Here is a 21,598-nt window from a genome sequence, read left to right as displayed (position 1 = left end):
TTTGATGTGATTTAGGTTCGTTTCAACCATGTTTCATTAGATCACCGATCGTTCTAGCTACAACGAATCTCGCTGGATTATCAATAACCGCAATAGAATCAAAATGTACTTTGCCACACTCAATCTTGGCGCTTTCTTTGTCGCGTAAGTCCTCTGTAAAAAGGCTGCCCTTGGTTTCGACCACAAAGTAGAGACGTTCAGTGTCATCTTTATCAACTAACACAGCCCAATCCGGATTGTAGCTGCCTAAGGGAGTCGGGACTTTGAACCAACCAGGAAGTTTGGCGTAGACTTTCACAGCTTCATTCTTTTCAAGGCCTTCGGCGAAGGTGCGTTCGACGCCAGATGAGCTATAAACGACGTGCTCATAAACCGACTTCTCGGAAGCCAGCATGTTTTTGAGATACCCGGTCAGTTCTTCTTGTTCAAAGAGCTCCTGGGCGTAATAGTATTCGTCTCCTAGCCGCCGGTATTTAATACCATCCACCAAGGCCAAGCGCTTAGTGTGATTGATCGAATCAGTCGCTAACTCAACAAACTGCTGAGGATTGTGTTTAAAATCATCCAGACGGCCACTGTTAGTCAAGATGCGCACCAGACTTCGGCGAGTTAGCTGCGTCTTGTCCTGAAGGTCCGTCAGCAGGTCAGGTAATTCAATATCTCTTTCTTCAATTGTGATCGGTGCCGCGGCAGCCGTTTCCTCCGATAAGACGCCACCTCGACCGATAGCGATGTCGGCCTTACGAATTTGAACTCTCATCCTAGTAATCGGTGGGCAGTCTGCGAGCGCCCTTGCACATTCCGTCACCAAGTTGTTGTTATCAAAATGCACTCGATAGGTGGTCTTATGTTTAATGCGATCCCAAAGAGCCTGAAACTCTTCGCTGTGAAGGACAGCCTGTCGAGTCTTCACCTGCATACGTTCGTCCGCATTCTTGATATCCAGTTTGCCTGTCAGTTTCCGCAGGATGTCCTTTACTTGTGCGAGATGCGGTTGAAACGGTTCAGGGAGCTCCAGCGTATCCTCTTTTAGCACGATACGCAGGGAGTTCTGAACTTGCCCTTTGGCATCCACATACCCGGCTTCTTTCAAATGTACCCAAAGGATTTCGGATTGTGCGACACCAAGCGCCGCAGTTCGTCCATCTTTGTCCTTAATCGGGAGAGCGGCGAACTGATGCTTCTCCACGATACCAAAACGGATACCGGTGTCCTGCTCAATCTCCTTCTGGAGATTCTCAGCGAACTGCTCATACCCTTCTGTGGCGATGACGGTAAGTGTGTTGAAATCAAAACCGCGCAGACGCTCGCCTTGCTGGTTCACGCATAAGCGCAATCCGCGTCCGATTGTCTGGCGACGTTCTCGTTCGGTACCAATATCACGTATGGCGCAAATCTGGAAAACATTCGGGTTATCCCAGCCTTCCCGCAGCGCGGAGTGGGAAAAGATAAATTTCAGCTTCGTGTCAAGACTTAATAGCTTCTCTTTTTCCTTCATGATAAGGTTGTAGGCACGTTCAGCATTTTCACGGTTGCCTTGGTTGTTTTCGGCGGTGTCTGTCCAGGTTCCCTTCTTATCAATGGAAAAATAACCATCGTGTACTTCGGTGGCCTCCGATTCTAAATCCACGTCGTGAAAAAGTGTGCGGTATTTCGGTTTTGCGATAGCCTTGCGATATTCTTCTTCGAACATGACGGCATACTTACCCTTAACCGGTTCACCATCGTCATTGTATCTGCGGTAATATTCAACCCTATCGATGAAGAACAAAGTTAGGACTTTGATCCCCTGCGGTCGCAAGCGTAGTTCCTTGTCCAGATGTTCCTCTATAGTACGGCGAATCATGAGTCGTTTGATTTCATCGCTCGCGACATCCCCGATGACTTCGCCAGGGCGCAACGGTTTCTCCAAGTTACTCAGTTCGAGGTATTCGTCGCCGATTTTGCATCCAATGTTTTGTACCAAACAATCCGCATATACAGCTCGGCCTGCAACCTGCTGAAGATCATCACCCGGCTTGACACTAACTTCTTTCCGACTCACTCCCGTCAGTTCCTGCACATCAAGTTCGACCCTAGCGGTAAAGAATCCTCGTTTGTTACTCGTGGATATCAATTTTACGTAACCTCTGTTGTGACCGCCTTCAACCTGGAGGGAGGCTACTTCGATTTGCTTGACTAATTTCCGCTCATAAGCGTCGACCGCGTCCAGACGGTACACCATGTGATGCTTATCAACGTGAGTAGCAGAATACCTCAATGTGCTTAGGGGGTTCATGGCTCCCAATGCCTCTTTGCCACGCCCCTCCAGGCCACCGTCCACGCTTTGAGGCTCATCCACGATTAGGATCGGCCGGGTAGCCTTGATGAGGTCAATAGGCTTCTCTCCGCCAGTCTTCTCGCTGTCCTTGTAGAGATTATTCACGTCTTTCTTATTGATTGCGCCTACCGTTACCACCATAATCTGGATATGGGGACTCGTTGCAAAATTCCGCACCTGACCGAGCTTGCTGGAGTCATAGAGAAAGTATTCAAAGGGAGTATTGGCAAAAAGGCTCTGAAAATGCTCTTCAGTTATCTGCAACGTCTTGTAAACACCCTCTTTTATGGCTACAGACGGGACGACGATGACAAATTTTGTGAAACCGTACCGCCGATTCAACTCAAAAATAGTACGTAGGTAGACATATGTTTTTCCGGTGCCAGTCTCCATTTCAACCGTGAAATCGCCAGAGGCCAGAATCGGAGATGGTCTGAGACCATTCCGGAGTTGAATATCTCCCAGATTCCTTAGTATTTCGTCATCCAGGAGTTGGAGACGGTTGCCTATACCTAACTCATTCTCCATTCCTGGCAAGCCCAGTTGATCGCTCGCAAGTTCCCGGGTAACGGTAAACTCAGTACGACAGATTTCTTGGCCGCGGAACAAATCGCACACTGCTTCGATAGCATCATGCTGATAGTCTAGGTTTGGCTCGAATTGAAGTTTCATCGTCATGGTTTTAGAGACTCCTCACGTTTTCCAGACCGTATTGATCGAGAATCGCGGTGAGGTTTGTCTTTGACACGTCATCAGCGAAGGCACTATCACGGAAAACAATTTGGACTTCGCCCGCCGGCGCTAGTTGCTTGTGCCACTCCACGATACCGAGCGAAAGCGGCTCGACTTCGGCGGATGTGATTTGGGTGTCTAGGCAGACAATCAGCGTGCCAGCGCCGATACTATGTACTGTCTTCCCCGCAATGGTTTTATGCTCGATTGGCACAGTTAGGTCAAGCCCGAGCTTTAGCAGCAACTCGAACAGGATATCCTGCTCAGTACGATCGGTTTTGATGTGTTCAGCGTGCGCTTCTAATGTCGCCGCCAAGTTGTCACGGTCCGGTTCCCATGCCCGGATATTGCTTGAATCGAGTTTGAACACGCGGAAGCCTAAGTCACCCATAAAAAGGGGGGCCTCGTCTCGTATTTTTTTCGCGGTTCGACGAAGCCGTTCTTTTGTAAGTTCTGCGATATTGTGTGGCTTCGCAAGCTTGTCACAGAAATTCGCAGCGATTTTTTGGCCATTTTCTTGAGGATTAAGCGCTTCGGGCAGCTGGATAAGAATATATCGACGCATACCATTATCATTTGCGTTCTGAGCCATGACCGCGTGGCCAGTTGTTCCGGAGCCGGCAAAGAAATCAAGGACAATGGCATCTTTATCGGCAAAATCCAATATCCGTTGAATTAAGCGTGTTTGTTTAGGATTGTCGAAAACCTTCTTCTGCTCAAAAAGGGCAAGAACTTCTTTCGAGCTACTTGTCGGTAAGTCGAACCATATATCGTTAAGTAGAACACTATCAGAAGGTGGAACGTAATGCTCTGGATTTCCATTCGATGAAAGTCTGATGAAGTCCAAGTCATCATCAATTCGTTCCACATAGTACGCATCAATTTCTTCTTGTGTTATCGCTTCTTTGGTCTTTCCAATTGTTGATAACATCTCTTGAAAGTTACTAACTGCGATTTCACTGCGTGATTGTGACCAGCGCCATTGTCCAGTCTCAGGTGTTATCCCGAGAAGTTGATAGCGCATAGTTGGGCGATCAGTGCCTCGCCAATGATTATTCCAGCTCCCAGAGCGTGTTTCGTCCAATGACCTACGCATTTGTGGAAATCGATAGTCTGAACATTTGGAATATATTAAGATAAACTCGTATCCACTACCCAATTTGTCCCAGGTGTTAAACTGGGCTTGGACGGACTTCGCTCCCCTCCGAATAACCACCATATTACGGTAGTTCTCTTCTCCAAAAATGTCATCACACATTTTCCTCAGGTTTGCTATTTCATTATCATCGATGCTAATAAATATCATCCCGTCATCCCTGAGTAAATTCCGGGCCAACCTCAGGCGCGGATACATCATGTTGAGCCAATCGGTATGCCACCGCCCAGATGCTTCGGTGTTGCTTGAGTTCTTCCGGCCGTCCGATTCCATTTGTCCGGTTCGCATTAGATAGTTTTTGATGTTGTCCTGAAAATCATCAGGATAAACAAAGTCGCTACCAGTGTTATAGGGCGGATCAATGTAAATTAGCTTCACTTTCCTGGCATAGCTCTTCTGAAGAAGTTTTAGAACTTCGAGATTGTCGCCTTCTATCATGAGATTTTGTGTAGTTTCCCAGTCAACGCTATCCCCCGGGCACGGACGAAGAGTGCCTGAAGAAGGAGTCAAAGCAATTTGGCGGGACCTGCGCTTGCCAAGCCAGTTGAGACCGTATTTCTCCTCGGTTTCATCGACCTTGCCGCCGAGTAGTTGCTTGAGCACATTGAGATCAACCTTGTCCTCTGTGAGGGCTTCAGGGAAGAGGGTTTTTAGCTCGGCGATATTCTCTTTGATGATATCAGTCGATTTGGTTTCGGAATCCTGGGTGGTCAGTTTCTTCATCTATTCGTCCTTCAGGCTCGCAATGATGGCGGCCAATCCGGTTTCCAGCCGCTGGATTTCAAGATTCAATGCCACGCGGCGGCTAACCTGCTTTTCTTTTTCTGCCTGGGCTCGGAAGAGGACAATATTGTGTTGGATTCGAGTTAATTCATCGAGGCTCTTACGCAGGTTGGCCGCCTTCACACCGAAGATCGGGCGCACGAATTCGCCGGTTTGGCGGGCAGCCTCCAATGCAGAGACACAGTCGAGCCATCCTTGATATAAGGTAAACAGATTGTCACCGGGTAGACCCGATAACGCCAGACTGGCTAAAAACGCGGATTCGTCACTGGTCAGCTCGTCTGGCTTGAAAGGTGCGGTGCGGCGTAAATCTTCGATAACGACTTTGCCTATCTCGCCTTGGGACCAGCGCTTGTGGGCGAGTGAAAGATTGATAGCCTCGTCCTGTGAAGCGACAAGCACTACCGGGTATGGAATGGCGCGATGGATCAACTCGACAAGGCGGGGCGCTTTGGCGGATACACGGAGTTTCACCGAGAGAATGGCGATTTCAAGATATTCGCGAACATCATCCCGAAAAGAAGGCACCCCGATATTAGTGGGCTTTAAGGCCGCAACCCAGAGGAGTTCGTCGATGCCATCTTGAATCAGGCGTTTATCCGCGGCAGTTGGGATATCCTGTTCCAGCAGCAGTTTTTTTGGCACTCGCTGGTCCAGGCGGGCTTCGGATGGAATCGAGAAAGCGTTGATAACCGCGGTCAAGTTCATTTGCCGGGGGCCTCCGGAAACACGACAAGGAACGCGATCACCTCGAAATCATTGATGCCCTGGAATTCGCCTTTGATGGCATACGTACCGCCTGGTGTGAATAGGCTGGCGAGGGCACGTTCTTCTTTTTTCCCGACAATGGAGGCGATGGCCACCGACAACAAATCTTGGGCAACGCTCATGTCAAAGCCGTTTTTGGTTGCCTTTTCGTATGATGAGCAGGCGACGGCATCTGGAAAATCCCGGCCGATACAAAGCCGTTTTAATCTGTCGAGGACTTGGCGGGCTTGCGTGAATGGGAGCAGAACCGCTCCGTCTTGGCCTACATGAACGACGTAGTTGGGCGAAAGCGGATAGCCGGGCTCGATGGATTTTAGCGCGTTATCGCCGACAACCCGCAGACAGAATATGATACCCGGGGGTATATATGACTCACCGGCCTCCTGGGAAGTGGTAACCGCCATCGTCCCAAAAGGATAGGTGTCCAGTTTCCCGGGGTGATCTTTCATGAAATCGGCCAGATCGGTGCGAAAATCGTTGAGAGTGAGGTCGGCGATAGAAACGCCGCTACTGAGGTCTTCGAGGTCAATCACCGCGTCTTGTAGTTTGAGGAGCTGCTTGCGGCGGTATTCGAGGTCGTTCATCTGGTTGCCTGACTGATGCTCTATGATGTTCTCTTCTCCGGTAGCTGAAATATCCAGCAGTACCATACGCCCGCTGACGCGCTGTTCGAGATTGATATATTCCTCCAACTCCATGTTGGGCCAGAAATTGACCAGCTGGATAACCTCGTTTGAAGAGCCGATGCGGTCGATGCGGCCGAAGCGTTGGATGATGCGAACGGGATTCCAGTGGATATCGTAATTAACGACAGTATCGCAATCCTGGAGATTCTGACCTTCGCTGATGCAATCGGTCGCTATTAGTAAATCTATATCGCCCTCGCAGGCGAAGTCGGCCGGACGTTCCTTGGAGCGCGGTGAAAAGGCGGTGATGATGCTGGTGAAATCCTTGCGGAGCCCGGGGAGCGTGGCTTGATTATGGCCGACACCGGTGACGAGGGCTGACTGCAGCCCCAATTCCTCCTGCGCCCAGCTAGAGAGTTCTTCGTAAAGATAATGCGCGGTATCCGCGAAGGCAGTGAACACGATGATCTTCTTATTGCCCTGGTTCAGCGGCCGTCTGCATTTATTCTCGATCACTTCCCGAAGCGCCTTAAGCTTGGCGTCGCGCGCAGAATCGACCTGCTTGGCGGCCGAAACGAGTGTGGCCAACCGGTTGCGGTCCTCGATAAGATCCTGTTTCCAGCGGATCAGATCCACGTCCTGGAGGAGCACTTTCACCTTCCGTCCGACGAGTAAACTCTCGAATGACGCATCGTCCAGATCCATGTCTTCGATATCGATTTCATCGATCGCTTTCTCGTGGTTTTCAATCTTGGCTAATGTCGCGTTCACGTCTTCGATCTGGCGAGAAACGGTAAGTGCGAACGAAGTTACGGAACTCTCCATGCGCTTTAGAACGTTGATACGGAGCAAATGCACCAGGCTCTCTTCCCGGTCGACCTGGCGGAAGAAGCTCTCGCCCCCGCGTATGCGTGTACTGTACTTGGCGTCATAAACCGCCTGTTTGTGAGGAAGTACGTAGCGCAAAGGTGCATAGGCGGCAAGTGTGAGGCGCCGAATCTCGTCATTGATCTCTCGGATAGACCTGAATTCACCCGCGCTATCGACGTCCGGTTTGATGTTGATGGGTTTTAGCCGTTCCGGGAAACGACCGGTCTCGTCAATGCCGTAATATTTTTGTATGTGCTTTCGCGAACGAGCAATCGTAAGCAGGTCCAGAAGCTTGAAATAATCGAAACCGAGCATGTCGATGAGTAGCGAAGGCCTACGCTCTTTTTCTTCCAGACCCAGCCAGCGATTGAATTGAAATTGCGCCTTCCCAACCGTATTCTCGATGCTGGAGATGCCATGTGTCGACAACGCCATATCATCTGACTCGGTGATGAAGGCAATCTGGTTTTTCAAATCTGCCAGGCGGTTATTGACCGGAGTGGCGGAAAGCATCAGCACACGGGTTTTAACGCCCTCTTTAATGATGCAGCGCATTAGGCGGCCGTAACGCGTCTCGCGGTCGTTATGCGTGGATTTGTTTCTGAAGTTGTGGGATTCATCGATCACAACCAAATCATAATTACCCCAGTTGATGTGCGCCAGATCGATATCGCCGGAAGTGCCATTATCGCGCGAAAGGTCGGTATGATTGAGAACGTCGTAATTGAATCGGTCAGAGGATAATATGTTGCGGCGGTCATTGGCTTTATAAAGGGTCCAATTATCGCGTAAACGTTTGGGCACTAGTACAAGCACACGGTCGTTCCGGAGCTCATAATATTTGATTATTGCCAGAGCCTCAAATGTCTTGCCGAGGCCGACGCTATCGGCGATTATGCAGCCTCCGAGGCGTTCCAGTTTATCGATAGCCCCGATAACACCATCTTTTTGGAACTTATAGAGTTTTTTCCAAACCACCGTGTTACGGATACCAGTCGCGGATTTCACAACCCGTTCCTCGTCCAGCTGGTCTTCGACGTCCTTAAAAATATGGAAAAGCGTCAAATAATAAATGAGTGACGGGGCTTTCACGCTGGCGATTTCCATCAGGCGAGCTAAAAATGAGCTCTTGAACTCATCCGAGGCTGGCAACGAATTCCAAAGGTTGGTAAACCAGGAACCGAGTATGGCGGACTCCTCGGGAGCCTCAGAACATTGGATCAGGCTGAACTGATTGCCGGGTGTAATCCCCAAACCCTCAGTAGTGAATGAACATGCCCCGGTGATGGCACTTTGAGCCCCGCTATCTGGTTTGTGCGCAATAACAATCGACTGTGGTAGAGTTGTTTTCACCCCTCTTAGATCGACCTTGTCATTCACCCATCTAGCACACTCGCGTGCCAACCAGCGCTGCTGAAGACGATTTCGAAAAGCACGATCCGAATCCGAACCGGTCAATCCCAGTCCATCATGAGTGTTTGGCAGGACAAACCGACATACATTAAGTTTCTCCAACAGGTCGTTCAACTCGGCAAAAGCAAAGAGGGAAAAACCAGAAGAAGAGAAGTCCAAGGCCGATTTCGGAACGATGACACGCCGTAATTCATCTACTACTCGATCGCAACCGGCGTTCCTAATGAGTTTCATTAGTGTAAACTCCAAACTAGACTAGGTTAGAACTCGACGCATAACATTGCTATCTCTTCCTCTTACCACGCCTCGGCTCATTGTAGCTCGACGCAAATTGTGCTACTTCGTTCTTGTCAATCAGCCACATATTGTGAATCTTCTTGGCTGGAATGCGACCTTCACGACACATACGCTTCACCGTCTCCCAATGAACGCCAAGGACTTCAGCTGCTTCGATCACATTGAAATAGTTATCAAGCACCGGCATAACATTTCCCCTCCTGAAGACCTATCGGTGTCGCAATATTACTATTGCGACACCGATAAATCAAGAGAGGAGCAGACGAATAAGCCAGTAAGTTGTGAAGTCCGATCTGCACAAAAAAGAGGTCCTGAAAATTTCAGGACCTCTTTTTTACACTCGCTTCTTTATCGAGTAATGGTCGAACGCGATAGGGCTTCTTTTTGATGTTTACGTATCGGCATTCTTCTGAAGGAACACCCTCGTCATTATCGGGCTACCAGGACAAGTTGGTCGCCGTTTTCGATTCTCTTTCGCTCTTCAACCACGGCACCAGCTGGCAAAGACTCCCGGACTGTCTTTATCGCCCCCTTAATGTGGTCGATGCGTCCGATGCTGCTGGTTAGATGGGCTAAGCGTTCATCGACGTATTGCGGAATGTCGGCGATGCTCCTTGCCGCGATCGCTACAATCCTGGCCTGTTCCAGCGGTTCGGCGGCTTGGCCGATAAATTCTTCGACCATATCCATCGCCTCATTGACCTTAAGAACGCTCCACTTCATGGGCATAGTTTAACCTCCTTTAGGTAGTTAGCCCTAGTATTCTTCGGGGAATAGAATCGTTGTTGCCGACCTGTCGGCCTCGGTGATGATCCATATCTTTGGTAGATCATCGGCCTCATAGGCTGACAGCAGTCTAAAGCCCTGTTTCAGACTTAATTCGTTTTCCTTCCTGTCCCCTTCATCGAGATTTCCCCAATCGCCTCTGGCATGGCGATTCAGAGAACGGCGCATGAACTCGGCAAACTCCGGCTTCTCACCGGCCAGCGTGTGAACTCCCCGGGTAGCCACCACCTGGCCTAAAGGAACAATGGGGTTGATTACCAGCAGTGCAGCCATAATGAACACCTCCTTTCAAGTTGCGTTAGAAAAACAGGAAGGGGATATTCCCGCCGCATGGGGCAGGAATATCCCCTTACAAAAAGAAAGCACAAAAAGAGGCTTTGACACCTCTTTCTGTGCGGCTGTTTTGCGAGTTCAAGCGTTCAAGTTTCAGGTTTTTCAGGCTACGGCGACTGGTTCCTTCGCCTTGTTGTGCTTCTTGGCCTTCGGCTTCTCGGCTTTGGTGATGGCCTCGGCTTCGGCGACGGCTTGGGCGACTTCCTCGGCGGGTGCTGTCTCGGCAATTGCTTCCGGCGTACCGGCCTCGACTGTCTCGACCTTCGGCTCGGCGGGTTCGACCGGCTGACTTGCTTCGGCCTTCACGGGTTCGGCGGTCTTAGCCGTGTCCGTCGGCTTCTTGGCTTCCGGCAGAAGCATCGGCATGACCACCAGCTCATAGTCCGGCGCGGCAAAAAGCATCGGCGACCTTGCGTCCTTGACCCGAAGCTCCACCATCCCGCCGCAAGCCCTCAGAGCTTCGGCGAGGTATCCGCCGTCAAGCCTTACCTTGATAGGCTCGCTGGTGGTGTCGGCGGGTATCTCCGCCGTCCCCTTGTCATCGGTGCTAGACACGACCAGCGTGCCGTCCCCGATGGCGAGGTCAAGAGCGTAGGCTTTGACGTTGGCGACGACCTTAAGCGAGCTAACCGCCTTCATCGCTTCATTGGTGTCGAAGCTGGCGCGGGTGTTGGTTTCGGTGGGAATGAGCTTCTCGTAGTCCGGGAAGTTCCCGCCGCATCCCCGCCACGTGTAGCGGATTAGCTCCGTGTCGAGCACTAGGCTCATCGGGTCTTTGTCGCCGTTATGCTCCAGCGACAGCCTGACCCGTCTAGCTCTTTTCAACGCTCCGGTGACGCCCTTGAGGTCATCGCGGCTTACTAGCACCTGTCCCTCGTCCCCGTCGAAGGGGAGTTTCATCACGGCGAGGCGGTAGCCGTCGGCAGCCACAAGTGACAGCTTGCCGTCTTTCACCCGAAAGAGAACGCACTGGAGAATTGGGCGGGTAGTCTCATCCGAGGTAAAGGGCAGTACTCTTGAAAGGGCGTCCGATAGCTCCGTCGCACCGAGGTTGGGGCTGACCGAGTTCGAGGGGCTTACCCTGATGTCGCACAGGGTAAGAGGTGTCTTGTCGCCGACCCAGGCCATGTGTTCGAGGTAGCTGGTGTTGGCTCCGCAAATCACCTTAAGGCATTTTCCGGCGACCCGCGATACGCTGGCATCACCGTTAGACGGGACTATTTTCACGATGTTAGACCCGCCTAAAGACTTAAGGTAGGTGAGAAAGCCTTTCCGCCCGATAGTGAGGTCAAGAAGCATCGCCCTTTCGGCGAGTGCTCTTGATAAGGCGTTGACCAGTACCGCCTTGTGCGCTAAAAAGCCCTGACCTGAACGCTTGCCCTCGATATTCAGTTGTTCTATTCTCCGACCCCCTTAATGCTATCCGATAGTTGGGCAACTCCATCGGCTTCGCCTAGTAGTAAGCTACCGGCTACCCGCAAACCGCTGGCATAGCCGAAGCTCCCACTGTATTAGTTGCGAAACGGGGCTGAATTGTGACATCCGAAAACAGAGATTGTTGTTCGCGGCGCCGGAAACGGCACAGATATTGGCGCTCCGTTTCGTCGAGAACAATGCCGTCGCGCCGCTTTTCGGCGATGGCGATTAGCCTGTCGGGGCATTGGAGTAGGAAGGTGCTGGCATCCAGCCAGGCATCGAGGTCCAATGCCCTGTCATCGGCAATCAGATCGCCGAGTTCGGTGGTGTTGCCGTCGTCGTCTATGACCGGCTTATTGAGGCTTTCGAGCTTGACCGCTTTGGGGCAGGCTGCAAACAGCCAGTTCTCTTTACACTTTTGCCGCTGTGCCTTGCTACAGTCCCCGCAGGCAAGGCCGTTGTCTATGCGGTAACGCTTCCGCCAGTAGAGAGCTTGGGCGCGGCTGGCGATGCGGTACATCGCCGCTTCGGTGAACGGATGGTGTCCGTTGTTTCGCTCTACGTCGGCAAGGGTGATGATGATGTCGTGAAGTAAGTCATCACGTTCATCCGGCTTGGCCTTACCGCTGAACTTTGAGGCTATCGTATAGAAGGTAAGCCAGTTACCGCTAAGATGGTCATAACTATTTCCGCCCGTGTCGGCTTGCTTTGGCTTTGTGCTTCGATTAGACTTGAAACCACGCAAGGCGCTTGTTTTAGTGGTCTGACAGGTGGCGACCTTTCCGCACCATCGGCAAACGCCTTGCCTTTCTTTTAGTACCCAGACTCTGTGACACCGGCTACAGAAACCCCCAGGCCGGTTCTGTTCCCCCGTTACTGTTATGCTTGAACTCAAGCTTTCCCCCTTTCGGGCAAGCGTTCAGGTCAAGGCTTTTCGTGTTCAGTTTTTAAGGTGCGTTTGCGTGTTTTTCCAGCTTCATTGTCAAACAAAAAGTCATTTTGAACACTCTCAAGAAATAGCTAGATGATCGTCCCGTCCCCAGAGGAAAATCCCAAAGAGCAACCGGCAGTTATGAGTTGAGTTAGCTGAGGATAGTCCTGATTAATTTCTATGTTTACTTATTGCGAGCCTGTGTTAGAATGTCCTGGCTTGATTAGGAGCTCTTGAAATGCAGGATGACTTAAAAAGCATAACTTATCCCTCAATCGTGCCACTGACATCTCGGGCTCAGCAATACCACAATGATATGTTTTCCAAAATGGTTGAGTCGTCGAAGAAACTCGAAATCACGCCCATTAGTGTGTTCGTTTGTGGGCCTAGTGCCAACGGTCATCCTGTAACTCAAAAGAAGATTGATATTATTAATGAACTTCGAGCTCGCGAAGTGACAGCCATTCTTGGCGAGGAGGAAGTCGGTCGATTGAAAGCCGAAGACAATAGACTCGGCAACTGTGCTAAACCTGACAATGCCTATGAATTGCTAATCGCCGAAGCTGCTGATCTTATAGTTGTGATTCGGGCATCTCCAGGTAGTACGGCCGAAGCTCACGAGTTTTTAAGTCACTCCGGCATCGAAACCAAAACTCTTATTTGTGTGGATAAAGCCCATAGTGGTGGTTATAGCGACGCCGGGGCAATATTATTGCACCGAAATTTGGGTTATCCCGTGTATGACTATTCTTTCCCAGAGGACATCGATAGCTGCAAGCTAAAATCCAAGGTAATTGAGTGGGTTCGAAGCCACCAGATAGCTAAGGGAATGAAACAAAAAGGCTTCCAGGTACAATGAGCACTAGCTTATCGCTGGTTGATTATGCGAAAACTCATTCGCAAATAATCACTCTACTCAGTGACAGATTTGCAGTTTGGCTGTTAGGCTACTTATTCTTATTCGGACCAATCACGCGGATAGAGTTGAAGAAAGTCGTCAAATCAGATGATGAATCACGTTTTGACCTCAGTTTAGAGAGTTTGATTTCTGCCTCGGTCGTTTCAGAGACCGGTGGTGTTTTAAAAACGAGCGAAATTGGCGATCAAGTTTCAGGAATGTTAGGTTTATCCCGCCAATACACGTCGATAAAAACACAATTCAATATATCTTGCGACGTCTTCTATATGAAGAACGCGATGGTCGCAAGCTCCCCAAAGGCCACGAAGAATGCGATAGTTAACCAGCTTCTCGCAAACAGAGCGTTACGGGGGCCAGAGGGTGATCACTATGGATTTGTCGAATTCCAATGTTTAGACGATCATACTGTTTACGGATACTTTACTCAGCAATACCTTGACCGTACGTTCGATTATGACAATGACTTACACCGGCTTACGGATTGGAACTACAAATACCATAACCTTCTCGTAATCTGGCCGCTAGATTCGCACGTCCTGATACTTCAAGATAGCAAGTTTTTCCAAGCCCCCACTTTGAATATGTCTAGCACAAAAAACCGCATCACGATGTTGTTGACAGATGTATTCAAAGAACAAGGCGTTACTTTATCTGGAGATGTGCTATTACACCCCTTTGAAAGAACCGTGACTAAAGACGAAATGTTGAATGTATTGTTGCATAGTGACCAGTCCGTCTCCGAAGCTGAGCTTGATATCGGAAAATTCAGAAGTAGTGTACCCGAAGTGCTTCCTGTATTTAATCCGAGGGAAGACTGGAACCAATTGCTGAGCACGATAGTAAACGAATACGAATTACCGAACATATCTGATGCAAAATTCAAATCGACCAAACCTGGCGACTTGGGAAAGTCAAAAATAGTAAAACTTTTTGCTTTAGCCGGTACGCCGCGGAAGGTGACTATTGGGCGCGGGAAAGACGTGAAGATATTTAAAAAAACCGTACCGACTCACTTGGGCAAAGTGAAAGTAAGTGATCCTGCCACAAAACAAGAAATTGTAGACATCCTCTCCTTTGTTCGGGATGGGTTAAAATTGCCCTTAAGCATCGCGTATAAACCGAGCGAGGAGGTCCTTAACATACAGTTTGAAATGAAATTCGACCAATGATTTGGTAGATATTCCAGAGTATCAGTCTCAGGATGGTTATAACCTAACAAGATTTCTTCAGGTGACTTGGCCCAATTTCCGGGTACAACGTGAATAGCGGGTTTGCCCACACCTTGTCTCCGGCTTCCATACCTTCTTTGGTGAGCCGATAACAGACACGTTCCGGTGCCAACGGGTAGTTGTCTTGAAAGGCCGATGGCTCCGTCCTTTCGGTGGGCTCCACCCAACCTAACCTCTTCAACACCCCAAAATACATTAGGAAAGAGTGATACCGCATGTGCGTGAACTTCCGTGACACCTTCCGTAGCTGCTTCTGATAGATCTCTTCTGCGAATGCCTCGGTGACATCGACGCCACGGATCACCTGCTTACTGATGATCCGTTCGGCTCGCTCCCTGGCCGTCGCCCTGGCCAGCGCCTCTTTATACTCGTAGTTGATGTCGGCCTGCGGCGCGCCGCGCTCAGGGTCGATCCTTGGCGAACCCTCCGGCCCGTTCCCAAGAAGATATTCCCGGATAAACCAGCCACAGCCAAACGGCCGGAGGAAGCCACCCCTGCTCGGTCTCAGTTCCATTTCCATGGAGGTGCTCTAAGCCACCCCTGCTGGCTTTCTCGCCAGGGATTCGAGGCCTTCAATGATTCTGGTCGTCACCTGGCGGATCGAGGCCAGATTTCGCTCAAGGACCTTCTTGTCCTGCGCCCAGAAGGCGACGTAGGGGAAGGACCTGGTTCCAGTATCGAAGCCGAAGTGGGCGCCGACGGCAAAGGCAACGCTTTCGGCGATGGTTTCAGCATCCCGCCTCGGAATGTGGAAGACTCCTTCGGAATAGTAGTGGGCCACCTCGTGGATAAGCGTCTTCAGTTGCTGAGCCCGCGATTCCTCGGGCCTGACCCAGATTTCCTTGCCGGAGAAATAGCCCTTGATGGCCGGGTCCTGGTACGGCTTCGAGTCAAACCCGACGTGCACGCCTTCACTCCTGACGAGATGCGTAATGTCGCCGAAAAGTTCTTCGTTGGCTTCTCCGGTGAGTACTGGAACCTCGAATTCGGGCAGCGGCTTGCCTTCGGTTTGACTGAGGTCGAAGACATAGACCACCTTGAAGTAGATCGGCCTCAGAAATTCCTGTTTCTCCTCTTCCTCGTCGTTTTTCTTGCCTTCGGGTTGGTCAACCAGTTCGGCTTTCAAAGACGACTTCGGCGGCAGGCACGGAGCGAGAATGGCAATGCCCTTTTCGCCTTTCCTAACAAAGCGGCCGAGGTCCTTCCAGGTGTTGAAACCGGCCACCCGGGTAGCATTCGGATTCTGGGAGGCGATGAGAATCAGGTTGCCGATAGAATAGTCATGAAACTTCGACATAGTTAAGAGAAAGTTCCGGAAGTGGCTGCTGGACTGGATGCCGTCGACGCCTTCCTTGAGCTTTTTAAGGACCTCATCGATGCGGCGCTCTTTAGCCTCAGGCTCGATAGAAAAGCTGTAGTCCGGCACCGGGGCACCGACCCATCTCATCAGGTCGTAGCTTCGAGGGGTGACGATCTCGCATTTGGTTGACGAGGCGCCGGCTACTGCCGGCAATTCTGATCCTGAAGAGTCGACGATAGAATCGGAGAAATGGCGGGACAGGCCGATCAGAAACACCCCTGCTGCCAGGGAGCCGCCGAGCAAGGCAATAGTGCTTGTCCAATCTGGCGCCGCCGGCGGCGATTCCTGGAACGGTAGCCAGCTCACCGAGGCCTCGTCGCCAACCTCGATTCCTTCGAACTCGCCGGCATTCACTTCAATGAAATAATGGATTGGCGAAGTCGAACTGACCAGATAGCCAGGCGAGATATCACGATAGATCTCTGTTAATGTAAAGTCCTCGGAAAGAAAAGCAATATCCAGCGGGAACAACATCGGCACGGTGGTCACTTCGACAACCCGGGAAGACCCCAGGTCAAAAAGCATCCCGGTCCCAGTCGCCAGCTCGGATAGCCCGCCCAGGCCCTTGGTCAGTTCCCAAGGGGTGGCCGCCACGACGGCGATCCACTCCCTGTCCTTGATGGTTATCTTTACCTGGCCGGCCATTAGTGCCTCCCAGTGATCCGCTTAATGCCGTTTCGCTTGCTTTCAAGGCCCATCTGCCGGTTTTCGAAGTCGGTATTGCCGATATCCGATCCGCCGAACATGGCGAGGTCGAAGTTACGGTGCCACCGGGCCGAGGCCTTGAAGTCGGTCTTCTCCTCGAATTTTTGGCCTCGGTCCCTTCGCGGCCTCATACCGGGCGGCGCGATCGCCGACATGCCTTCGAGATAGACCTCACTAGTCGTGTCCTCGCGGTAGTTGATCGGGGCGTTCACCCCGAACTCCTCATGGTTGGCATACCTGCCCATTAGCTTGTCCTCCTTGCCAGAGTTTCCGATACCATTCCTTCTGTTCTTCACCGGAAACCTTGCGGTATTTCATGGTAGTGACGATGCTCCGGTGGCCTAGGTGCTCCTGTAGCAGCCGTAATCCGTCGCCAGAGTCGTCCGCCTTCACCGCATGAACGGCGAAGGCATCGCGCAGTCGGTGCGGGCTGACGTTGTGGGTCTTGCCGCTCTCGGCGTTCACAAGGCGCGGAAGACCGGCGTGCTCAGCACACTCTTTCACGATCTGCCAGACGCGGTTACGCCGCAGATCGAACAGATGCTTTTCGCCGTTCCTCTCGACGGCGCCACCGCGGCCGATGTATTCCTTGAGTAATGTTAGAGTAGTCTCATCTACCGGAAGCGTCCGGTACCGGTGATGTGCTTTCTCCTGGGCGACCGCCTTCTCTACTCCCTGTCCGCATACAGGGCAATACTTGTGGCCTTTGCCCAGGCGCGCGCTGCAGCCGGGGCATGACAACTGGATTCGCGACTTCAGGTGCTCGATGGTCACCGTGCCGCGTCTAATATCTATGTCCTTGAGCCGAAGGGCGAGGGCTTCTGACACCCTGCAGCCGAGATGAAACAAGAGCCGAATCAGCAACCGGTCCCGGAGATACTGCGCCGCGTCTTCGAGCCTGGCCACATCGCCCGGTTCCAGGTAAGCCTTGCCCATTAGCCCGACTCCTCGCCCATCTGCTGGGTCATAGGCAAGATCATGCCCATCATGAGAAGCATCATGAGCATCGGCATCATCCCCGAGAGCATGTCGCCACCCGAAGAGTTGCCGGAGACGATGATAACGGCATCCTGTTCGGCCACGGCGTTCGTGTCTTCGATCCACACTCGGAGACCAAAGGTGCCATCGTCGATGCCGCCGCTTGATTTGGGCACAAGCAGGAAATCGACCGTGCCGGCACCCTCAGCCGGTGTCGAACTGGCCGGAAGGACGAGGTCAGCCTGGCCGACACAGGCATCCACCATGTGTTTGCCAAAAAGATTTGTCGAGTAAGGACCGCCCAGGAGCATCACCGTCTTGGTCACGCCGACAACGTACTTGAAGGACACCGTTACCCGGACGGTGTCCCCGGCATTGAAGGTTGTCGGCGAAAGCGCCATCGGCGCAAAGGCGATATCGAGTACCACGATCCTCTCCTACACCTTGGCGAAGTCAGAGATCTTGAATTCTGAAATAGTCGGCTGGATGCCGGCGACGAGAAGTGCGTTTTCGTAGCCGAAGAGGTAGTTCGTCGTCGCCTGGCCGCCGATGCTGGGGCTGCCGCCGAAGATCTTCACGTAGATGTCGTCCCAGTTGGTGTCGACGTTAGATGGGATGGTGAAGATGTAGGAGTTAGTGACATTGGGATACGACGGCGGAATCGTCACCTGCGGGATACTGAAGGTCGTCTGCTGCACCAGCTTTTCGTCGAAACCGAACATGCCGTTCGTGCCGATGCAGTAGTAACCGGTGACGCCAGAGACCGCTGGACCAGTGTACTTGAATGATATGGAAACCATGAGGCGGTCGCCCGGGGCGATGGCCACCTGCTTCGGCGCCGGGTTCATATAGCCGAGGGGGATATAGACGCCGCCTGCGGCGGTGAAGAACTTCCCTGCAACCGGGTCGTAGAAGACGCGAGTTCCCGTTGCCGGATCGACATACCAGCCCGGCAGAACCGGGTCCTCCGACAGAGCGACGGCACCTTCCCCCAATGCGGTAAAGGGCCTGAGTTCGAGTTCCAGTTTCTTGAGAGACATGTGTTCCTCCTATGTTTTGGCGAAATCGGCGATGCGAAAGTCCGAAATGCTGGGCGACCCGACCGAACCGAGGTTCACCGTCTTTGTCATCTCGTCGTCGGCATACCACACTCCGTCGGCGCCGTACCAGAAGCTTTTAGCCCGAATTGTCACCTTCTGTCCGGGCATGTAGAAATAGCCTGAAAACGGCCAGGTAACCCCTGCGTCGACGTTGGCCCAGTCCACCGGGATAACAGCGCCCGGATAGGGCGAAACGCCGTATTCCAGCGTCGCCGCCACTTTGATGGCGATCGGCGCGGAATAGGTGTTCTTCACCCGGATGGTGAGATCCACCCGGCTGCCCGAAGCAGCCTCGGACGGCGCATCGATGGAGACGATATCGGCGTACTGCGCCATTTAACTCTCCTCGATATCCTCTTCGGTGCTCGATGATATTGGGAAGCTGCCGTTGCCGAAATTCCCTGCCAGGCGGTTGCCAATGACATCGACCCCGGCGCCGCCGAGGAAGGCGTAGAAAAGGACAGCGATATCGACCGGACCGGCAACGCCGGAACCCAGACTGATCACTACTCCGGCAATTGCGGACCGGACGACGGATCCGCCGAACTTCCGGAGATCAAATGTTTCCCCGCTTTCCAGCCAGCCAAGACCAGCAGCGACGATGCCCCCGAACAAGGCGGCAAGGGCGATATATAGTCTCTCCACGTGCGTCAATCCTTCCTGCGGTTGATGCAGATGAACTTGCCCCAGATGACGCCGCCCATGGCAATGAGGCAGCTGCCGCTAGTGGTTACTACAAGCCCGAAATCAACATTGCTCGCCAGTTCGATACCGATGCCGATGCCGGTGGCGCCGATGCCAACGAGTTCGATGACGATTGCCGCTATCATTCCTTTGTTCATTTAAATCGCTCCCATTATTCCGGCCATCATCATCATGGCCGTCATCATTTGAACCATCTCTGTTGTCTGAGCGTTAGGAGAGGTGCCCTGCATCACTTGGCCCAGCATGGCGCCCATGGCTGGCAGCCCATAACCATAGGCGTTGTCTTTAGAGAGTGGGGCGTCTTGCGGTTTGGCTGAAAAATATGGCGCTACCTCCCTGGCCGATGTCCACCGATATTGCCAGCCTTCTCCGTAAGCCCTGCGGCCGCTTTCCCAGAGAAGTCCGGTGAGACCTGAAAGCATCGGCGCGGCAAAACTCGTTCCCGACTTCACCAGGAAGTCTTCGTCGTTCTTATCGGAGGCCATCTCGAGATTAGTGCCCCAGATGACGAAATCCGGCTTGGTCTCGCCCTGGACGGTCGGTCCGCGCGAGGATCTCTCCCAGACAAGGAGTTCGCCGAAGGTCTCGACCGCTCCGACTGCAATGACCTCTGGCTCGCAGGCCGGCAGCATCACCGTGGTCATTTTCGGACCGGTGTTGCCCGCCGCGGCGATGACGTCCAAACCATACTCGACGCTTGCCTTCTGGCAGGCGACGCGGACGGGGTTATCCGGATCACCGTCGTCCTCGCCACCGAGGGAGAGGTTGATGACGTTAGGATACATGTCGTCGGTCGGTAAAAGCCCGGAGGTCCGCGCCTGCTCGGCGAGGTCGCACACCCGGTCGATGCCGAGCACGATAGCCTCGTCCGAGGCGACGCCTTCGTCGCCGATGACTTTGATATTCATGATCACGGCGCCGGGCGACACTCCGGCGTTCTCGCCCAGTGCATGGTGCCCGCCGGCGACAGTGAAAGCTACCTGGGTGCCGTGTCCGAAGACGTCGGCGGCGTTCGGCGACTCGGTGAAGTTGGCCTCATAAACCACCTTGCTCTGTAGCGACTGGTGCGTCTTCCTGACGCCGCTATCGAGGACAGCCACTGTCAAGCCGGTGCCAGTGATCGGCGGAGCGAAATAGCTCCGTAGGAGATAGAAGACGTCCGAGATGCTCTCGGCCGGCGGCGCTTGGGCGGTCATCTGACTGGTGCCGTATTCCTTGAGGGGCTTAAGCACCAGCCCCGAGACCGCAGCCAGTTTCTCGGCCTGAGCTTGATCCAGTTCACAGAAGATCTGGCCGATGACCTCCGCCTTTTTCAGGTTCCGGGCGCCGATCTTTGTTGCTTCGACCTCGATATCGGTCAGGCTTTTACCTTTTGGAATGATGGCGTAGCGCATTTCATCTCCTTATGCCGGGTAGGCCAGCTGGATGGTATAGGTCACTTTGAGTTGGCCGGTATTGGGCACGGTGACTGTCGATGCCAGGAGGTCGCGCGAAAACATGATCGGGCCGGTCCCGGCTGAATAAAACTTGATCCTGCCATACAGGGCGACTTCGTTAACTCCGATGTCTGCTCCGGAGTTGTTGTTGATGTACCGGATCAGGGTATCGGTAAGAGTCTTGGTGGGCGCATCGTAACTCACCGAATGGAGGTCCGATTGGGCGTAGTCCATCTGGCCTGCCCCTGAGCCATTGGCGATCGCAGCCCCCAGGACGTACCCATCGAAAGATTCGGGAAAGTTATTGGTGCCGACGATGATGCTTTTATCCGTCGTACCGGCAGTAGCCAGCAACCCGGTGTCGGTTGACCGCTGGTTTACATCGTTGTTTTCATCCCAACCGGCAACCCTGTTCAAACCCCAGCCAGAGCCATTGGGGTAGATATTACCGTTCGTCCACTTGAGAGATATGGCACCGGCTTCGAATAGGTTAGTCCCGGTTAGGCCGTAGGCAGCCATCTGGGAAAAGAGAAAATTGTAGGCGTTGCGGTTCCAGGAGTGACTGCGCTGCTTGTGAGCATGGATGGTGTTGCCATCCTTGTCGCGGACCTCCATTTCGAGAAAGGTCTTGAAAACGGGCAGCTTGAGCTCGGTGCCCAGCTTTTCGAAGCGGTGATACTTGGTTTCCAGCTTCGGGTCTTCAATGTAGAATCGTTCGTTCATTTCCATTTTTCT

General features: G+C 52.5%; 22 protein-coding genes. 2 read left to right on the top strand and 20 right to left on the bottom strand.

What is annotated here, in order from left to right:
* Positions 1–22 precede the first annotated feature (22 nt).
* From ABFB09_RS02925 to ABFB09_RS02885, 9 genes are all read right to left on the bottom strand, one after another.
* On the bottom strand, positions 23–2,992 hold the full coding sequence (locus tag ABFB09_RS02925; protein ID WP_346999931.1) for a DEAD/DEAH box helicase family protein: 2,970 nt from the start codon (positions 2,990–2,992) through the stop codon (positions 23–25).
* Between the two features lie 10 nt (positions 2,993–3,002).
* Positions 3,003–4,931, bottom strand: a complete 1,929-nt coding sequence (locus ABFB09_RS02920; RefSeq protein WP_346999754.1) for a site-specific DNA-methyltransferase — start codon at positions 4,929–4,931, stop codon at positions 3,003–3,005.
* Complete coding sequence (locus ABFB09_RS02915) at positions 4,932–5,699, bottom strand: DUF4391 domain-containing protein (protein WP_346999752.1); 768 nt, start codon at positions 5,697–5,699, stop codon at positions 4,932–4,934.
* Complete coding sequence (locus ABFB09_RS02910) at positions 5,696–8,902, bottom strand: helicase-related protein (protein ID WP_346999750.1); 3,207 nt, start codon at positions 8,900–8,902, stop codon at positions 5,696–5,698. Before ABFB09_RS02910 ends, ABFB09_RS02915 begins: the two co-directional genes overlap by 4 nt.
* Before the next feature lie 49 nt (positions 8,903–8,951).
* Positions 8,952–9,152 (bottom strand): helix-turn-helix domain-containing protein, encoded by a 201-nt coding sequence (locus ABFB09_RS02905; RefSeq protein ID WP_346999748.1) that lies wholly within the window; start codon positions 9,150–9,152, stop codon positions 8,952–8,954.
* Between the two features lie 242 nt (positions 9,153–9,394).
* A complete protein-coding gene (locus ABFB09_RS02900; RefSeq protein WP_346999746.1) occupies positions 9,395–9,694 on the bottom strand; it encodes a hypothetical protein in 300 nt (99 codons plus the stop codon).
* Positions 9,695–9,721: 27 nt separating this feature from the next.
* The gene (locus tag ABFB09_RS02895; protein ID WP_346999744.1) at positions 9,722–10,024 is read right to left on the bottom strand and encodes a hypothetical protein; all 303 of its coding nucleotides are present in this window, start codon (positions 10,022–10,024) and stop codon (positions 9,722–9,724) included.
* 162 nt (positions 10,025–10,186) lie between these two features.
* A complete protein-coding gene (locus tag ABFB09_RS02890; RefSeq protein WP_346999742.1) occupies positions 10,187–11,311 on the bottom strand; it encodes a DNA polymerase III subunit beta in 1,125 nt (374 codons plus the stop codon).
* Positions 11,312–11,555: 244 nt separating this feature from the next.
* Positions 11,556–12,245, bottom strand: coding sequence for a hypothetical protein (locus tag ABFB09_RS02885; protein ID WP_346999740.1), 690 nt, complete (start codon positions 12,243–12,245; stop codon positions 11,556–11,558).
* A 424-nt stretch (positions 12,246–12,669) separates the two neighbouring features.
* Between ABFB09_RS02885 and ABFB09_RS02880 the strand changes: the two genes are divergently transcribed.
* Both ABFB09_RS02880 and ABFB09_RS02875 read left to right on the top strand, forming a co-directional pair.
* Positions 12,670–13,290: a hypothetical protein gene (locus ABFB09_RS02880; RefSeq protein ID WP_346999738.1), complete on the top strand. Its 621-nt coding sequence runs from the start codon at positions 12,670–12,672 to the stop codon at positions 13,288–13,290.
* 125 nt (positions 13,291–13,415) lie between these two features.
* Entirely contained in the window at positions 13,416–14,519 is a 1,104-nt protein-coding gene (locus tag ABFB09_RS02875; RefSeq protein ID WP_346999737.1) for a hypothetical protein, read from the top strand.
* Positions 14,520–14,562: 43 nt separating this feature from the next.
* Here ABFB09_RS02875 and ABFB09_RS02870 read toward each other — a convergent pair whose 3' ends face one another.
* From ABFB09_RS02870 to ABFB09_RS02820, 11 genes are read right to left on the bottom strand one after another with little or no spacing between them, the layout of a single operon-like run.
* On the bottom strand, positions 14,563–15,099 hold the full coding sequence (locus ABFB09_RS02870; RefSeq protein WP_346999736.1) for a hypothetical protein: 537 nt from the start codon (positions 15,097–15,099) through the stop codon (positions 14,563–14,565).
* A 9-nt stretch (positions 15,100–15,108) separates the two neighbouring features.
* Positions 15,109–16,584 carry a DUF192 domain-containing protein gene (locus tag ABFB09_RS02865; RefSeq protein WP_346999734.1) on the bottom strand — a complete coding sequence of 492 codons (1,476 nt, stop codon included), beginning with the start codon at positions 16,582–16,584 and terminating at the stop codon, positions 15,109–15,111.
* Positions 16,584–16,889 (bottom strand): hypothetical protein, encoded by a 306-nt coding sequence (locus ABFB09_RS02860; protein ID WP_346999733.1) that lies wholly within the window; start codon positions 16,887–16,889, stop codon positions 16,584–16,586. Before ABFB09_RS02860 ends, ABFB09_RS02865 begins: the two co-directional genes overlap by 1 nt.
* Positions 16,867–17,580, bottom strand: a complete 714-nt coding sequence (locus ABFB09_RS02855) for a tyrosine-type recombinase/integrase (RefSeq protein ID WP_346999731.1) — start codon at positions 17,578–17,580, stop codon at positions 16,867–16,869. The genes ABFB09_RS02860 and ABFB09_RS02855 overlap by 23 nt, the downstream gene beginning before the upstream one ends.
* Positions 17,580–18,050 carry a hypothetical protein gene (locus ABFB09_RS02850; protein ID WP_346999730.1) on the bottom strand — a complete coding sequence of 157 codons (471 nt, stop codon included), beginning with the start codon at positions 18,048–18,050 and terminating at the stop codon, positions 17,580–17,582. Before ABFB09_RS02850 ends, ABFB09_RS02855 begins: the two co-directional genes overlap by 1 nt.
* 9 nt (positions 18,051–18,059) lie before the next feature.
* Positions 18,060–18,662, bottom strand: coding sequence for a hypothetical protein (locus tag ABFB09_RS02845; protein WP_346999728.1), 603 nt, complete (start codon positions 18,660–18,662; stop codon positions 18,060–18,062).
* A gap of 9 nt (positions 18,663–18,671) precedes the next feature.
* Positions 18,672–19,058, bottom strand: a complete 387-nt coding sequence (locus tag ABFB09_RS02840; protein ID WP_346999727.1) for a hypothetical protein — start codon at positions 19,056–19,058, stop codon at positions 18,672–18,674.
* Positions 19,059–19,367: a hypothetical protein gene (locus ABFB09_RS02835; RefSeq protein WP_346999726.1), complete on the bottom strand. Its 309-nt coding sequence runs from the start codon at positions 19,365–19,367 to the stop codon at positions 19,059–19,061.
* A gap of 5 nt (positions 19,368–19,372) precedes the next feature.
* Positions 19,373–19,564, bottom strand: coding sequence for a hypothetical protein (locus tag ABFB09_RS02830; protein WP_076004823.1), 192 nt, complete (start codon positions 19,562–19,564; stop codon positions 19,373–19,375).
* Positions 19,565–20,821 carry a S8 family serine peptidase gene (locus ABFB09_RS02825; RefSeq protein WP_346999725.1) on the bottom strand — a complete coding sequence of 419 codons (1,257 nt, stop codon included), beginning with the start codon at positions 20,819–20,821 and terminating at the stop codon, positions 19,565–19,567.
* A gap of 9 nt (positions 20,822–20,830) precedes the next feature.
* A complete protein-coding gene (locus ABFB09_RS02820; RefSeq protein WP_346999724.1) occupies positions 20,831–21,586 on the bottom strand; it encodes a hypothetical protein in 756 nt (251 codons plus the stop codon).
* Positions 21,587–21,598: the final 12 nt, after the last annotated feature.

This window comes from Dehalogenimonas sp. THU2 (assembly GCF_039749495.1).
Classification (GTDB): Bacteria; Chloroflexota; Dehalococcoidia; order Dehalococcoidales; family Dehalococcoidaceae; genus Dehalogenimonas.
This window is presented reverse-complemented; position numbering and strand designations above follow the sequence as displayed.

Bases quoted from the DNA above. Each gene is read 5' to 3' on its own strand.
- ABFB09_RS02905 (WP_346999748.1), bottom strand. From the start codon at position 9,152: ATGCCGGTGCTTGATAACTATTTCAATGTGATCGAAGCAGCTGAAGTC.
- ABFB09_RS02830 (WP_076004823.1), bottom strand. From the start codon at position 19,564: ATGAACAAAGGAATGATAGCGGCAATCGTCATCGAACTCGTTGGCATC.
- ABFB09_RS02895 (WP_346999744.1), bottom strand. From the start codon at position 10,024: ATGGCTGCACTGCTGGTAATCAACCCCATTGTTCCTTTAGGCCAGGTG.
- ABFB09_RS02900 (WP_346999746.1), bottom strand. From the start codon at position 9,694: ATGCCCATGAAGTGGAGCGTTCTTAAGGTCAATGAGGCGATGGATATG.
- ABFB09_RS02870 (WP_346999736.1), bottom strand. From the start codon at position 15,099: ATGGAAATGGAACTGAGACCGAGCAGGGGTGGCTTCCTCCGGCCGTTT.
- ABFB09_RS02880 (WP_346999738.1), top strand. From the start codon at position 12,670: ATGCAGGATGACTTAAAAAGCATAACTTATCCCTCAATCGTGCCACTG.
- ABFB09_RS02920 (WP_346999754.1), bottom strand. From the start codon at position 4,931: ATGAAGAAACTGACCACCCAGGATTCCGAAACCAAATCGACTGATATC.
- ABFB09_RS02865 (WP_346999734.1), bottom strand. From the start codon at position 16,584: ATGGCCGGCCAGGTAAAGATAACCATCAAGGACAGGGAGTGGATCGCC.
- ABFB09_RS02855 (WP_346999731.1), bottom strand. From the start codon at position 17,580: ATGGGCAAGGCTTACCTGGAACCGGGCGATGTGGCCAGGCTCGAAGAC.
- ABFB09_RS02860 (WP_346999733.1), bottom strand. From the start codon at position 16,889: ATGGGCAGGTATGCCAACCATGAGGAGTTCGGGGTGAACGCCCCGATC.
- ABFB09_RS02840 (WP_346999727.1), bottom strand. From the start codon at position 19,058: ATGGCGCAGTACGCCGATATCGTCTCCATCGATGCGCCGTCCGAGGCT.
- ABFB09_RS02915 (WP_346999752.1), bottom strand. From the start codon at position 5,699: ATGAACTTGACCGCGGTTATCAACGCTTTCTCGATTCCATCCGAAGCC.
- ABFB09_RS02845 (WP_346999728.1), bottom strand. From the start codon at position 18,662: ATGTCTCTCAAGAAACTGGAACTCGAACTCAGGCCCTTTACCGCATTG.
- ABFB09_RS02925 (WP_346999931.1), bottom strand. From the start codon at position 2,992: ATGAAACTTCAATTCGAGCCAAACCTAGACTATCAGCATGATGCTATC.
- ABFB09_RS02910 (WP_346999750.1), bottom strand. From the start codon at position 8,902: ATGAAACTCATTAGGAACGCCGGTTGCGATCGAGTAGTAGATGAATTA.
- ABFB09_RS02820 (WP_346999724.1), bottom strand. From the start codon at position 21,586: ATGAACGAACGATTCTACATTGAAGACCCGAAGCTGGAAACCAAGTAT.
- ABFB09_RS02825 (WP_346999725.1), bottom strand. From the start codon at position 20,821: ATGCGCTACGCCATCATTCCAAAAGGTAAAAGCCTGACCGATATCGAG.